Source organism: Bacillus sp. 196mf (genome assembly GCF_003217275.1).
In the GTDB taxonomy this organism is placed as follows: Bacteria; Bacillota; Bacilli; order Bacillales; family Bacillaceae_G; genus Bacillus_A; species Bacillus_A thuringiensis_S.
Map to the genome: position 1 here is coordinate 698445 of NZ_QJTG01000001.1, position 13158 is coordinate 711602.

Below are 13158 nucleotides of genomic sequence, written 5' to 3' on the forward strand. Positions count from 1 at the left end.
AGATATGGAGAATATTCCTTTTTTACGTGCTTCAACTGTACCTGTAAGTGAGTATTTGGACGAATTGAAGGAAATTGATACATCTCACATATATACGAATTATGGACCTATAAATCAACGTTTTGAGGAAACAATTATGTCGTCATTTTTTCAAAACAGGGGAGCTGTTACAACAGTAGCAAACGCAACGTTAGGGTTAATGGCGGCTATTCAACTAAAGAAAAGAAGAAAGGGAAAGTATGCTCTCATGCCTAGCTTTACATTCCCTGCGACTGCCTTAGCCGCTATTTGGTGTGGATTGGAACCTTACTTTATTGATATTTCAATAGATGATTGGTATATGGATAAAACGGTACTTTTGGATAAGATAGAAGAATTAAAAGAAGAGGTTGCGATTGTTGTCCCGTACGCCACCTTTGGATCATGGATGAACTTAGAAGAATATGAAGAATTAGAGAAGAAGGGGATTCCGGTTGTCGTAGATGCGGCGCCGGGATTTGGATTAATGAATGGAGGGATGCATTACGGTCAAGATTTTAGTGGAATGATCGTATATAGCTTTCATGCAACAAAGCCGTTCGGAATTGGTGAAGGAGGGCTCATATATAGTAAAAACGAAGAAGATATACAACGTATTAAAAGAATGGGGAATTTCGGATTTGATAAAAATCGTGAATGCACGATGATGGGGTTTAATTGTAAAATGTCTGAATACGCAGCAGCTATTGGGATTGCGACTATAAAAAAGTGGGATCAAAAATTAAAAGAACGCACCCGTATTTCTGAATGGTATAAACAGTTGTTACAAAATACTGGGCTAATGAAAAAAGGGTGGAATGTCCAAAAGACAGAAGCAGTTATTCACCAATTTATGCCTATCATTTGTCCAGAAGAAGTTCGCAACATACAAGTAATAGAAGAACTGAAAAAACAGAAAATAGAAGCTAGATTATACTTTTCACCATCTTGCCACCAACAAGTTCTTTTTAAAAACTATAAGTCTACAGATTTAACAAAAACGAATAAAATAGCAAAACGAATCGTAAGTTTACCTTTATGGGAAGGAATGACGAAAGAACTAGTAGAGCAAATTGTAATCTGTTTAGAGCAGAAGGTGGTGTCGGTAGATGAATAGTTTTTATAGTCAAGAAGAACTAAAGAAAATTGGATTTTTATCTGTTGGGAAAAATGTATTGGTTAGTAAAAAAGCAAGTATATATAATCCGAGTGCTATATCAGTTGGCAATCATGTAAGAATTGATGATTTTTGCATTTTAAGTGGTAAAATCACAATTGGAAGTTATTCGCACATATCAGCGTATACAGCGTTATATGGAGGGGAAGTTGGGATTGAAATGCATGATTTTGCAAACATCTCAGCTAAAACAATCGTATATGCAGTACTTGATGATTTCAGTGGAAATACATTAATGGGGCCAACCGTCCCGAATCAATATAGGAATGTGAAAGCAGAAAAAGTTATTTTAAAAAAACATGTGATTATTGGTGCTAATTCTATTATTTTTCCAAATGTAACGGTAGGAGAAGGAACGGCAGTCGGCGCGATGAGTATGGTAAAAGAGAGTTTAGATGATTGGTATATTTACGCTGGAGTTCCCGTAAGGAAAGTAAAACCTCGTCAAAAAAAGATGCTAGAGTTAGAAATTGATTTTTTAAAAAGCATTCATTCTTAACAAAAAAGAATGAATGCTTTTTATTTTTATCCCGCTATTTGCTGGTAAAGATTCGACTGGTGAGGGCTAATTAAAGTTTCACTTTATGATAGAGCGGAGTGTATCTTAACTTATTATGTTTTAAATTTTGCTGACCAAGGCAATACTGAGCCATAGTGAATGTAAAGTTGGAGGGCGAGCGTATATGTTTGATGAGGATGGGATTGTTTTAATTATGGAACCAGCTGATGAAAGAAACTTGAGGAGATTTATTTTTTCAGTGCCAAAGTCAGTGTATGAAAAGAAGGGGCTTACATTACACTATGGAACAGCTATAGGACAAGGATATATGGATATAATTGAAGATATTATAAGCGTACATATAGAAATAGATGTTGTAACGATAATAGGGCATGTAAGAGGATAAATAGCTATTTGAAAAAGGTTATAAACAATTTAGCTAGAAGTTATGTATAGAGAAAATTACAGACAATGATAAAGACGAAGGGAGTCTAAAATGAAAATAAAATCAATTTTATTAGTATTTATAGTTTCAATTGGTTTAATGGGATGTTCAATAGTGGAAGAAGGAAAGAACTCCATAGATTATGCTCAAAAGGCGACAGACTATGTAAATGAAATAAGTGCATTTGCAAACGATGCACCAGCATTAGCAGAAAAGGCCGTTAATGATAGCGAGGCTCGAAAAGAATTAGAAACGAAGCTTAGTGAAATTAAACAAGATATACCCGCATTCAATGAATTAACGCCACCTGATGTAGCAAAGGATCTTCATCAACAAATCGTCGGATATAACGAAAAGTTAAATACGTTAATTGATACGGCGATGACAAAGATAGAAGAAGGAAAAGTGGATGTAGAGCAATTTAAAAACTCAGAGCTTATGCAGACGGTAGATCAAGTTCGAGATTTGAAAGATAAGGTGCAAAATTTAGGTCAATAGTAAAAAGCTCCGTTTGTGATAAACGGAGCTTTTTATTATTGGATACAATAAACGATTACACCAACGATAATAATAGCTGCACCAAGTAAATGATTCCACTAAATCGTATCTCCAAATAGAAATACTGACCAAAGCATTGACCATAGTATAATAATCCCGCGATGTGAATATGCTTTTGAAATTTCGAAATGTTTAATTACTTGTTGCCATAACATTGCATATCCGAATAAAAGTACAACTAGTCCGAAATAAGTAACAAAAATTAGGTGGAAGCAATTGGGAATTGAGCTGCCCATTTCATGTAAACCATAATGATAGAATATATCAAAAAGCTACATGTAAAAATACATAATTTTTAATAGTTGGTTTCATTTATTCACTCTCTTTTGCATATAAATATATATTTATACCTAATTTTTCTAATAATAGATATTGGAACCTATTTTGTTTAATCTTTCACATTCCAAATTACATAGTATCATGGCTTTTATTGTAAAACAATAGAAGCCATGCATTCATTTTTTCCAAGGTTCTATAATATGTATCGTTTTATTTGTTGCATCCATCTCTACTTGAACACCAATAGGCATGGTGATCATTGGATGTGTATGGCAACAATCGAAGTCAGCTAGAAAAGGAATTCTTTGATTTTGAAGTAATTCTAACAGTATTTCAAAAGGTTTTCGATTTGTACCACAATCATCAAATTGCTCATGTTTTCCAAGAATGATACCTGAAATTTTATCGAATACACCGTTAATTTTAAGGAATGAAAAGCTTCTTTCGATAGTAGCTGCATCTTTTGAACTGTCCTCAATAAAGAGAATATCGCCTTCTTGAATATGTGGCATATAGGGGCTAGCCCAAATTCCTTGTATCGTGTTTAAATTCCCGCCAATAATACGGCCAGTAGCTTTTCCGTCAATTACTGAAATCCAATTGTTTGGTCGAAGTTCTTTCTCCTTCGTCTTTTCTTCCCAATTAATAAATTCATCTGACCAAAATAATGGTTGTTTTATATGATAAGGAAGAGATTGATCATGTAGTAAAGTTTCTGCAAAATATTTGTATGTACAATTAACAAAAGGTTCAAATTCGCCAAAGGAAGGGACGAGAGCTGGCCCATAAAATGTAGGGATTCCTGTTTTAGCATAAATTCCTAGTAATAAAGCAGTTGCATCTGAATATCCAATCATTATTTTAGGGTTATTTAGAAAAGCATCATAATCAATATAAGGTAATATTGAATTTGAATTCATCCCACCAATTGTTGACATAATACAAGAAATATTAGGGTTTCTTATCAAGGCATTTAGTTCATCAGCACGCTCTTGTATACTACCAGAACGATAAAAATCATATCGACCTGTTAATGAACCTTCTAATATATGAAACCCTTTCTGTTGTAAGTAAGATTTTGCTCGTCCGAATCTATTTGGGGAAGTGTAGGTTACTGGTGAAGAAGGAGAGTAGATCCCAATTGTGTCTCCATATTTTAATGATTTTGGAAGTAGCATTTGTATGAATCCCTTCTATTAAATAGTTTATTTACAAGATTTTATTGTTGAATATTCTTATATTTCAGTATTATTAGTGTAACATAAACAAATTAAAATAATAATTACTGTATATGAATAAATATACTTTTTACCTTGACTGTATAAAGGAATTGTTGTTAAGGTTAAATGTGAGTGTATAAAAGGTTTGCTAAAGGAGTTTTGAAATGAATCGGTTAAAATGGGGAAGGATGACAGTCCTATTAGTCATTATTTTAGGGATATGTTGGTTCTTATTCCAAGGAAATCAAAAGAGCGTAGCGAATGTAGAAGGACAACCTTTGCAAGTGGCAGAACTACCTAAAGCAGGATTTACTGAAAAAGTAGTCCCGCCAAAGTACATCCCACCAGAAATTAACGCAAAAGCGGCTATGATTATCGATGCGAGTGATGGAGATATTATTTATCAATATAATGAAAATGAAGCTTTTGCACCGGCTAGTATGTCTAAGATGATGACAGCGTATCTCCTACTAGAGAGTATACATAACGGGAAAGTTCGCTGGGAAGATCCAGTTAAAATGAGTGCGAAGGCGGCACAAACAGAGGGAGCGAGAATCCCAGTACAAGTTAATGACACATTAACTGTTAAAGATTTATATCATGCATTAATGATTGAGTCAGCTAATAATTCAGCTGTGGCTTTAGCAGAACATATGGCAAAATCGGAGAAAGATTTCGTTCAGCTTATGGATGCAAAAGCGAAACAGTTAAAAATGTCGGAACATGCTAAATTTGCAAATGCTTCTGGATTACAAGAGCCAGATGGAAGTGAAACAAAAATGACGGCTGGTGATGTAGCACAATTGGCGTATCATCTTATAAAAGATTATCCGGAAATATTAGAAGTGACTCACTTACGTCAAAGTCAGCTAGCATTTAATAATATTAATGTTATAAGCACAAACGACATGTTAAATAAAAATAATAAAAGTTTATATATAGAAGGAATGGATGGACTAAAGACTGGATTTACAGATAGCGCAGGATACTGTTTTACGGGGACTGCAAAGCAAGGTGATAATCGAATTATTACAGTGGTCATGGGGACATCAAGTAAAACAAAACGTTTTACAGAGACAAATAAGTTAATGTCGTATGCATTTGGATTAGTTAATTAAGTAAAATACGAATCTAGATCGCTACATAAGTAAGACTGTTTGTTGTTACTAATTTTAGATAACAACAAACGGTCTTTTTATTTTAACTTTAAAAAGGAAAAAGATTCTAAATACAAGTGTTATCATTTGAGTTTATTTGTTGCTGTGATATTATAAAGTTATAAGCTTATTAATAATAAGTTTGAGGGGCGTAATATGACATATACATATGAAATAGCCTCAATTGAAAATTGGAGGGAATTATGATGGCAAAAGATTTTTACTCAGCAATTGAAGACAGAAGATCTATTTATGCAATTAGTAAAGAGCAAGTAGTTTCTGATGAAAAAATTCAAGAAGTGATTTATCATGCTGTAAAACATACACCTTCAGCTTTTAATTCTCAAAGTGCTCGCGTTGTTGTTTTATTAGGAGAACAACATGATAAATTATGGGATATTACGAAAGAAACATTAAGAAAAATTGTACCTGAAAATAACTTTGCACCTACTGAAGAAAAAATGAATGCATTTAAAAGTGGTTATGGAACGGTTTTATATTTTGAAGACAGTGAAGTTGTGGAAGGCCTTCAAGCAAACTTTGCATTATATAAAGATAATTTCCCAACTTGGTCTCAGCAATCATCAGGAATGTTACAATTTGCAATTTGGACAGCTTTAGAAATTGAAGGGTTTGGTGCTACGTTGCAGCATTACAATCCGCTAATTGATGAAGAAGTGAGAAAAGAGTGGGATGTTCCAGCAAATTGGAAGCTCACTGCGCAAATGCCATTTGGTAAACCGGTAGTACATGCTGGTGAAAAAGAATTCCAACCGTTAGAAAACCGTGTGAAAATTTATAAATAAAATAATTTGATAAAAGGTGAACAGGAATATAACCTGTTCACCTTTTTTATACGTAATAAGGGTTTTTTTGTCCAGCATTTTTCATCTGATTTTTTAATTCATTTTTACGTATTTCAATAGCTGATACTTTTTGTAATGTTATCATTGAAACGAATTGAATAAAAGCATAGTATAGCTCTATATTTTTTTGTATTGGATCATCTATTATATTTCTCACAAATATGCCTCCTCTTTTTATTCCAATAAAATTCCGCATTAATGGGTAGCCCGAGTAGTGAGGGTTAATAATTAGCGGGGGGATAAAACCTTTACTAATTAAAGTTTTATTATGATATATAATACTATGATTATCCTATAAATTCCATTATCGGAAAAGAAAACAGTTGGTATAGTGTGTGTTTTCTTTAAAGGAGAAATGGTTTTTGTGAAATAAATCTTACAATTCGTCAAATTATTTCAAAATTGTAGATAGTATAGAAATTTAGTTTTCTAAAAATATTATACTATTGATAAATAGAGTGATTTTTGTCATGATGAAAGTATACTTCATGTAAGGAGCTTTATAAGGAAATACATAATGTGGTTTGTATTAGGTTAATAGAATTTTTTATAGAAGATAGAAAAGGGATGTTTTATATTGAGATATTAAATGAAATGTCGAATTTTCATGCGATATATAAGAAATTTGAAAAAATCATTGCAAAAACACTATAATTAATGATAAAGTTCACATGAAGTTCACACGGATTTCACTTTGTTCATTTAAAATGAACTCTGTGTGAAAAATAAAACTCTTGCTAAAAAATGGAACTGGATGAATATTTTACTTTGATAATATTGTAAAGTATTAAAGTTTTAAGTTTTTTTTAAGAGGATAGTAGGGAAAGGAAGTAAAGACAACTTATGAAAAAAGTAATTGCAGGTTTAGCAGCAGCTTCTGTAGCTGGCGTTGCAGTTCCAGGAATGGATTCTGCTCATGCACAAGTTTCAAATGAAGCGCTAAAAGAAATTAATGGACAAACTCAAACTCAAACTCAAACGACTGTAACTGAAACAAAAACTGTAGAAACAACTTCTGAATTAAAATACACAGTAACTGCTGATGTATTAAATGTTCGTTCAGGTGCTGGTACAGGACATAACGTTATTTCTAAAGTGAAATCAGGTCAAGTGCTACAAGTAGTTGGACAAGAAAACGGTTGGTTCAAAGTAAACGTAAATGGTCAAACAGGTTATGTAAGTGGTGACTTCGTAACGACTGGTGGCAAAACAGGAACGACTGTTCAACAAGGAACAGGTACTTACACAGTAAACGTTTCTTCACTTAACGTACGTACCGGCCCAAGTACATCTCATACAGTATTAGGTTCTGTAAACAAAGGTAAAACAGTACAAGTTGTAGGTGAAGTACAAGATTGGTTTAAAATCAACTTCAATGGTGGAACTGGATACGTAAGCAAAGACTTCGTAACAAAAGGTGGTTCTGCTGTATCTAACCAAACACAACAACCAACTACAAACAACAATACTACAACAGTTCAAACTGGTGGTTCTTATGTTGTTAACACTGGTGCTTTAAAAGTACGTACAGGCCCAGCTACATACAACGCTGTAATCGGTGGAGTAACAAATGGTAAAGTACTAAACGTTACTGGCGCTGAAAATGGCTGGTACAAAATTAACCATAACGGCCGCACGGGTTACGTAAGTGCAGACTTCGTTAAGTTTGTAAAAGGCGGAGTAAACAACGTTACAAATAACAATAACAATAACAATAACAATAACGTTACAAATAACGTTCAACAACCAGGTAAAGACGTACAAAAACCAACAACAGGTGGAGATACATCTTCAATCGCTGGATTCGCTAGATCTTTAAATGGTTCACCATACAGAACTGCTGGTACAACACCTGCTGGTTTTGACTGCAGTGGATTCATTCACTACGTATTAAATCAAACTGGTCATAAAGGCGCTCGTCAAACAGTTGCTGGATACTGGAGCTCTAAAACAAAAACTAGCAATCCACAACCAGGTGATTTAGTATACTTCCAAAATACTTATAAATCAGGTCCTTCTCACATGGGTGTTTACTTAGGAAACGGTCAGTTCATTAGTGCAGAAACAGATGCAACTGGTGTACGTATTAGTTCTGTAAGTAACTCTTACTGGAGCAAGCACCTATTAGGTTACACAAAAGCATACTAAGAAAAAGTAGTTTTATATACTTTTCGTATAGAGAAAAGGCTTTCCAAGGAAACTTGGGAAGCCTTTTTATAGTTGTATAAATTGGAAGTTTAATAGTTTTTATTTTAAATTTCCATTTAAAAATCGATCATATAAGTCATGGAAATAGTTAGGACGAAATAAGTTCGCTGCATGTCCTGCTAAAGGTATTTCCTTATATAGAACGTTAGGTAAAATAGATTTCAAATCAAATAGACAAGATTTATAGAGATGATCATGCTCTCCCATTACCCATAGTATAGGGTGAGGAAGTGATTTTAATTTAGACTTTAAATCGAATTCTAACCGATGTCGTAATGACTGGGCAATAATGGATGAATGTAATTGTAATCCGAAACGGTAGTAAATATTTCTTGAAATGACTGCAAACGGATTTGCTTTTAGTATACCACTTGGAAAAATAGTATTTGCGTATTGAGAGAGCCATTTAGAGTATTCATCCCCTCGCTTCTCCCAAAAATTTTGGAATACGCTATATAAGCGAGAAGGGTTATTGTAATGTCCTCCAATATGACAAATACTTAATACTTTTTCTGGATGCATTTGTGCAAAAATTGTAGAGATGTAACAGCCGTAACTTAGCGCACAAATATGAGCTTTTTTAATACCTTCTTGTTCATATAAGTTTAATAATTGATCTACGAGACGCTGTAATGAAAAGTCGATTGCTTCTCCTTTATCATCACCGTGACCTAATAAGTCATAAGTTATAATGTTGTAGGAGGCAGAAAATCGTTTTTGCTCCTTTTTGAAGGCGCGACGATTGCCAACTAATCCATGAATAAAAATAATTGTTTCCTTTTCAGAATGTATATTTGTTTGCAAAAAGGATACTCCTTTCACTAACTGGAGATTTATATCGTGTTTTAAATTATTTATCTATAATTCACATAGAATAATATTAAGTACCAGGTAATAATATCAGATGTTTATATCTGTTGTAAAGATGAGTTTTTATGTATATTTTGTAAAAATAGAAAAAGTGTGTTTACATTCAGTTTACATTTGTATCGTATTCTAATTTTAGAAAGAATAGTTTGGTTTAACATGAGGAGATGAACAGGAATGGAAGTTAGAAATGAAATGAAGAAAAAAGGGAGCTGGAGGCAGTTTTTACGCCTTATTCAAGATACAAATCCTCCGAAAGGAATTTTAATTTTTGCGTTATTAATGAGTTTGCTTTCTACGGGAGCGAGTTTATTTATTCCTATGCTAACAAAAGGATTAGTAGATAATTTTTCGCTTTCTTCAATTAGTGCAGGACAAATTGTTGGGTTAGTTGCTTTCTTTGTAATGCAAACTATTGCGGCAGGGTTGTCTATATATTTACTAAATTATATTGGGCAGAAGATTGTAGCGGGACTAAGAGAACGTTTGTGGAAAAAGGTACTTATCTTGCCGGTATCTTATTACGATCAAAATAGAACAGGTGATACCATTAGCCGTATGACGAATGATACAGGTGTTGTGAAAACCTTAATTTCTGAGCATTTGTCAAACTTATTAACAGGTGGTATTTCAATTGTTGGATCGTTAATTGTATTATTTGTGTTAGATTGGAAAATGACTGCGTTACTTTTAACGGTTATTCCGTTGTCTGTATTAATTTTAGTTCCACTTGGACGAAAAATGTATAAGATTTCAAAAGCGCTTCAAGATGAAACGGCATCTTTTACAAGTGTGTTAACGCAAGTGTTATCAGAAATTCGTTTAGTGAAATCTTCAAATACAGAAAAAAGAGAATATGAAACGGGTAATACAGGCATACAAAAGTTATTACAATTTGGTTTGAAAGAAGGAAAAGTGCAAGCATTAATTTCGCCAGTTATGTCGTTTGTTTTAATGGCACTACTTGTTATTATCGTAGGATATGGCGGGATGAGAGTTTCTAGCGGTGCATTAACAACTGGTGAACTTGTAGCGTTTATTTTGTATTTAGTTCAAATTGTAATGCCGATGAGTCAATTATCTATGTTCTTTACACAATTCCAAAAGGCAATTGGTGCAACGGAAAGAATTAGTACGATTTTAGAATATAAAGTAGAAGATCATGAAACTGGTGTGAAAGTGACAAATGCTAAGCAACCGATCGTTCTTGAAAATGTACATTTTGAGTATAACGAAGAAGAGCAAGTTTTGAAAAATATTGATTTTACAATTGAATCTGGAAAAGTGACAGCGATTGTAGGACCAAGTGGTAGTGGGAAAACAACGTTATTCTCATTACTGGAACGTTTTTATGAGCCAACTAGTGGTGCCATTAAATTAGGAAAAGAATCAATTACGAGTTATTCATTACAGTCATGGCGACGTCAAATCGGTTACGTATCACAAGATAGTCCGTTAATCGATGGAACGATTCGTGATAATATTTGTTACGGCGTTGAAGGTGAAGTAACGGATGAAGAAATTGAAAAAGTAGCAGCAATGGCATATGTTGATGCATTTATTCATGACTTACCAAACGGTTATGCAACAGAAGTTGGAGAACGCGGTGTGAAGCTTTCTGGTGGACAAAGACAGCGAATTGCCATTGCCCGAGCGTTACTTCGAAATCCGCAAATTCTTATGCTCGATGAGGCAACTTCAAGCTTAGATAGTAAATCTGAGTCTGTCGTTCAAAAAGCGTTAAATAACTTAATGAAAGGCAGAACAACGTTAGTGATTGCGCATAGACTTTCTACTGTTGTAGATGCAGATAAAATTATCTTTATTGAAAAAGGGAATCTTACAGGTAGTGGTACGCATGATGAATTATTACAGACGCATGATATGTATCGTGAGTTTGCAACGCAACAATTGAAAATTAAAGAGGGTGCATTTTAAAAAAATATATTAGATGCTAAGTAGAAAGGAAATGGTTCCTTTGATACCTAAAATTTTAATAGTAGACGACGATCCACACATTAGGGAACTCGTTTCTGTATTTTTAGAACGAGAAGGTTTTCAAACATATGAGGCAATTGATGGAGTAGATGCACTTCGGAAAATGGATGACGTAAAAGTCGATATGGTTATTCTTGATATCATGATGCCAAATATGGATGGATTTGATGTATGTTTTGAATTAAGAAAATACTATGATATCCCGGTTCTGATGCTAACTGCCAAAGGGGAAACATCACAAAAAGTAAAAGGATTTCACCTTGGAACAGATGATTATCTTGTAAAGCCATTTGACCCTATAGAACTAGTAGTGAGAGTAAAGGCATTATTGAAACGTTACCAAATTACAGTTTCACAATCGATTCAAGTTGGAAATGTATTATTAAATCGTAAAACATTCGAAGTTACATCTGGAGAACAAACGGTTACGTTACCGTTAAAAGAATTTGAGTTACTCTTTACTTTAGGGTCTAAATCGGGAAGAACTTGTTCGAGAGAGCAATTAATTGAGGAAATATGGGGATATGACTTTGAAGGGAATGAACGTACACTAGACGTTCATATTAATCGGTTACGTGAGAAGTTTCAAGAAGAACAGTCGAATTTTAGTATTAAAACAATAAGAGGATTAGGGTATCGCTTAGAGGTAAGTAAATGAGAAAAAGAAAACGGATGAGTAAGTTGAAGATGCTGAAAGTATTTGGAGCGGTATTAGCGCTCTTTTCTTTTCTTACTATCATTTGGTCTATCGCATTTTATGTAGCAACTAGTATATTGAATGCTTTTGACGTAAACGTATCGCCATTTGTTGCCTTTCTAATTAGTGATATGGTCGGTTTTGTATTTATTATTCTTATTTGGACATTAATTGGAATATTAATGAGGCCAAAACGAGAGGCAATGATTTGGACTATTATTGAACCGATACAAAAAATTGCAAAAGGAGACTTCTCCGTAAAAATACGAAATGAAGAAAAGTATGATGGAGAAATTGGTGTGCTCGTAAAAAGTATAAATGATATGACAGATGAACTGAATACGATGGAGAAAATGAGACAAGAATTTGTATCGAATGTTTCTCATGAAATACAGTCACCATTAACTTCTATAAAAGGGTTTGCTAGAGCACTACAAGACGATAATCTTTCTGAGGAAAAAAGAAAACATTATCTTACCATTATTGAAACTGAAACAACGAGATTATCTAAACTAAGTCAAAACTTATTGAAGCTAACTCTTTTAGAATCAGAAGAGTATATACCAGAAAGAGTGAGTTATCGATTAGATCAGCAGTTAAAGCAAATTGTGTTAAATAGTGAACCGCTCTGGGCTGAAAAAGAAATCGAGTTAGAACTAGATTTAGAAAAAGTACATGTTATTGCTGACCAAGAAAGTATGAGTCAAGTGTGGATTAATTTAATTCATAATAGTATTAAATTTACTCCAAGCGGTGGCACGATTACTATTCAGTTAAAGGAACATGAAACAGTAGTGGAAGTGCGCATCCATGATTCGGGAATCGGTATATCAGAAGAACAGAAACAACATATTTTTGAGCGTTTTTATAAAGCGGATTCTTCACGAAATCGTGCCTATGGAGGAAGTGGCTTAGGTTTAGCTATTGTAAAAAAAGTACTCGATCTTCATCATGGGGAAATAAAAGTTGAGAGTGAGGAAGGGAATGGCACTGAATTTATTGTGTGTATTCCTAATTATGAAGAAAAATAGTGTAGTGATAAAGAACCATTTTTTATTTCATACGCAGACACTCTCTTATGAGGAGGGTGTCTTTATTTTGCATGAATAAGGATAAATATGTGCAATGAATTAATAGTAATTTTCTATAGTTACCTACAAGTAACCTAC

At 33.7% G+C, this 13158-nt stretch carries 13 protein-coding genes and 1 pseudogene; 10 read left to right on the forward strand and 4 right to left on the reverse strand.

Annotated elements, in window-relative coordinates; all coding sequences use genetic code 11:
- Positions 1 to 4 precede the first annotated feature (4 nt).
- The 4 genes from ATL10_RS03840 (at position 5) to ATL10_RS03855 (ending at position 2637) form a co-directional block, all read left to right on the forward strand.
- Positions 5 to 1135 carry a DegT/DnrJ/EryC1/StrS aminotransferase family protein gene (locus ATL10_RS03840; RefSeq protein WP_078993415.1) on the forward strand — a complete coding sequence of 377 codons (1131 nt, stop codon included), beginning with the start codon at positions 5 to 7 and terminating at the stop codon, positions 1133 to 1135.
- Positions 1128 to 1694, forward strand: a complete 567-nt coding sequence (locus ATL10_RS03845; protein WP_001084185.1) for an acyltransferase — start codon at positions 1128 to 1130, stop codon at positions 1692 to 1694. Before ATL10_RS03840 ends, ATL10_RS03845 begins: the two co-directional genes overlap by 8 nt.
- A gap of 184 nt (positions 1695 to 1878) precedes the next feature.
- Entirely contained in the window at positions 1879 to 2100 is a 222-nt protein-coding gene (locus ATL10_RS03850) for a hypothetical protein (protein ID WP_000459099.1), read from the forward strand.
- Between the two features lie 90 nt (positions 2101 to 2190).
- A complete protein-coding gene (locus ATL10_RS03855) occupies positions 2191 to 2637 on the forward strand; it encodes a DUF6376 family protein (RefSeq protein ID WP_000695203.1) in 447 nt (148 codons plus the stop codon).
- 101 nt (positions 2638 to 2738) lie between these two features.
- On the opposite strand, the pseudogene ATL10_RS03860 reads toward ATL10_RS03855, so the two are convergent.
- Both ATL10_RS03860 and ATL10_RS03865 read right to left on the reverse strand, forming a co-directional pair.
- Positions 2739 to 3009, reverse strand: a pseudogene (locus tag ATL10_RS03860) (hypothetical protein); the annotation flags it as partial.
- Positions 3010 to 3152: 143 nt separating this feature from the next.
- On the reverse strand, positions 3153 to 4154 hold the full coding sequence (locus ATL10_RS03865) for a S66 family peptidase (RefSeq protein WP_110496451.1): 1002 nt from the start codon (positions 4152 to 4154) through the stop codon (positions 3153 to 3155).
- Positions 4155 to 4360: 206 nt separating this feature from the next.
- Between ATL10_RS03865 and ATL10_RS03870 the strand changes: the two genes are divergently transcribed.
- Together ATL10_RS03870 and ATL10_RS03875 are read left to right on the forward strand one after the other, a co-directional pair.
- Positions 4361 to 5314, forward strand: coding sequence for a D-alanyl-D-alanine carboxypeptidase family protein (locus ATL10_RS03870; protein ID WP_001080881.1), 954 nt, complete (start codon positions 4361 to 4363; stop codon positions 5312 to 5314).
- 242 nt (positions 5315 to 5556) lie between these two features.
- On the forward strand, positions 5557 to 6159 hold the full coding sequence (locus ATL10_RS03875; protein ID WP_002093949.1) for a nitroreductase family protein: 603 nt from the start codon (positions 5557 to 5559) through the stop codon (positions 6157 to 6159).
- 46 nt (positions 6160 to 6205) lie between these two features.
- Here ATL10_RS03875 and ATL10_RS03880 read toward each other — a convergent pair whose 3' ends face one another.
- Positions 6206 to 6376, reverse strand: coding sequence for a hypothetical protein (locus ATL10_RS03880; RefSeq protein ID WP_063547083.1), 171 nt, complete (start codon positions 6374 to 6376; stop codon positions 6206 to 6208).
- Between the two features lie 686 nt (positions 6377 to 7062).
- Between ATL10_RS03880 and entFM the strand changes: the two genes are divergently transcribed.
- The gene (entFM, locus tag ATL10_RS03885) at positions 7063 to 8367 is read left to right on the forward strand and encodes an enterotoxin EntFM (RefSeq protein WP_110496454.1); all 1305 of its coding nucleotides are present in this window, start codon (positions 7063 to 7065) and stop codon (positions 8365 to 8367) included.
- 99 nt (positions 8368 to 8466) lie between these two features.
- Here the strand turns inward: entFM and ATL10_RS03890 are convergent, their stop codons facing one another.
- Positions 8467 to 9231: an alpha/beta fold hydrolase gene (locus ATL10_RS03890; protein WP_023521720.1), complete on the reverse strand. Its 765-nt coding sequence runs from the start codon at positions 9229 to 9231 to the stop codon at positions 8467 to 8469.
- A gap of 240 nt (positions 9232 to 9471) precedes the next feature.
- On the opposite strand from ATL10_RS03890, the gene ATL10_RS03895 reads away from it, so the two are divergent.
- The 3 genes from ATL10_RS03895 to hitS are packed head-to-tail and all read left to right on the forward strand — an operon-like array spanning position 9472 to position 13020.
- A complete protein-coding gene (locus ATL10_RS03895; RefSeq protein WP_053564725.1) occupies positions 9472 to 11232 on the forward strand; it encodes an ABC transporter ATP-binding protein in 1761 nt (586 codons plus the stop codon).
- A 40-nt stretch (positions 11233 to 11272) separates the two neighbouring features.
- Complete coding sequence (gene hitR, locus ATL10_RS03900) at positions 11273 to 11950, forward strand: envelope stress response regulator transcription factor HitR (protein ID WP_100910588.1); 678 nt, start codon at positions 11273 to 11275, stop codon at positions 11948 to 11950.
- Positions 11947 to 13020 carry an envelope stress sensor histidine kinase HitS gene (gene hitS, locus ATL10_RS03905; protein ID WP_139213212.1) on the forward strand — a complete coding sequence of 358 codons (1074 nt, stop codon included), beginning with the start codon at positions 11947 to 11949 and terminating at the stop codon, positions 13018 to 13020. Before hitR ends, hitS begins: the two co-directional genes overlap by 4 nt.
- Positions 13021 to 13158: the final 138 nt, after the last annotated feature.

Bases quoted from the DNA above. Each gene is read 5' to 3' on its own strand.
- ATL10_RS03840 (WP_078993415.1), top strand. From the start codon at position 5: ATGGAGAATATTCCTTTTTTACGTGCTTCAACTGTACCTGTAAGTGAG.
- ATL10_RS03855 (WP_000695203.1), top strand. From the start codon at position 2,191: ATGAAAATAAAATCAATTTTATTAGTATTTATAGTTTCAATTGGTTTA.
- ATL10_RS03875 (WP_002093949.1), top strand. From the start codon at position 5,557: ATGATGGCAAAAGATTTTTACTCAGCAATTGAAGACAGAAGATCTATT.
- hitS (WP_139213212.1), top strand. From the start codon at position 11,947: ATGAGAAAAAGAAAACGGATGAGTAAGTTGAAGATGCTGAAAGTATTT.
- entFM (WP_110496454.1), top strand. From the start codon at position 7,063: ATGAAAAAAGTAATTGCAGGTTTAGCAGCAGCTTCTGTAGCTGGCGTT.
- ATL10_RS03845 (WP_001084185.1), top strand. From the start codon at position 1,128: ATGAATAGTTTTTATAGTCAAGAAGAACTAAAGAAAATTGGATTTTTA.
- ATL10_RS03870 (WP_001080881.1), top strand. From the start codon at position 4,361: ATGAATCGGTTAAAATGGGGAAGGATGACAGTCCTATTAGTCATTATT.
- ATL10_RS03865 (WP_110496451.1), bottom strand. From the start codon at position 4,154: ATGCTACTTCCAAAATCATTAAAATATGGAGACACAATTGGGATCTAC.
- ATL10_RS03895 (WP_053564725.1), top strand. From the start codon at position 9,472: ATGGAAGTTAGAAATGAAATGAAGAAAAAAGGGAGCTGGAGGCAGTTT.
- ATL10_RS03850 (WP_000459099.1), top strand. From the start codon at position 1,879: ATGTTTGATGAGGATGGGATTGTTTTAATTATGGAACCAGCTGATGAA.